Source organism: Kitasatospora purpeofusca (genome assembly GCF_000718025.1).
In the GTDB taxonomy this organism is placed as follows: Bacteria; Actinomycetota; Actinomycetes; order Streptomycetales; family Streptomycetaceae; genus Kitasatospora; species Kitasatospora purpeofusca.
The window spans coordinates 1-628 of the sequence record NZ_JODS01000090.1 but is presented as its reverse complement, the minus strand read 5'-3'; the positions used below and the strand labels follow the sequence as shown (position 1 = coordinate 628).

The 628-nt window shown below is 70.1% G+C and carries 1 protein-coding gene; it reads left to right on the top strand.

The window, feature by feature from the left end; genetic code table 11:
• Window positions 1–624 (top strand): electron transfer flavoprotein subunit beta/FixA family protein (locus tag IF01_RS0140845; RefSeq protein WP_030398687.1); only part of this gene is annotated, 624 nt, incomplete at its 5' end.
• Window positions 625–628: the final 4 nt, after the last annotated feature.

The window sequence follows — 628 nt, the reverse complement described above, 5'->3', positions numbered from 1 at the left end:
GAGGGTGCCGAGGTGACCGTGCTGACGGTGGGTCCGGACGACGCGAAGGACGCGCTGCGCAAGGCGTTGTCGATGGGTGCGGACAAGGCTGTGCACGTCAATGACGAGGACATCCACGGTTCGGACGTGATCGGGACGTCGGCGGTGCTGGCGAAGGCGCTGGAGCGGACCGGGTTCGACCTGGTGATCGGTGGTATGGCGTCGACGGACGGCACGATGGGTGTGCTGCCGGCGCTGCTGGCGGAGCGGCTGGGTGTGCCGCAGCTGACGCTGCTGTCGGAGGTGTCGGTCGAGGGCGGTGCGGTGAGGGGTCGTCGGGACGGTGACTCGGCGACGGAGCTGGTGGAGGCGTCGCTGCCGGCGGTGGTGTCGGTGACGGACCAGTCGGGCGAGGCGCGCTACCCGTCGTTCAAGGGGATCATGGCGGCGAAGAAGAAGCCGGTGGAGTCCCTGGACCTGGACGATCTGGGCATCGAGGCCGGCGAGGTCGGTCTGGCGGGTTCGTGGACGGCGGTGGAGTCGGTGACGGCGCGTCCGGCGCGTACCGCGGGCACGGTCGTCAAGGACGAGGGCGAGGGCGGCAAGGCGCTCGCGGGCTTCCTCGCCGACCAGAAGTTCATCTAGTCCC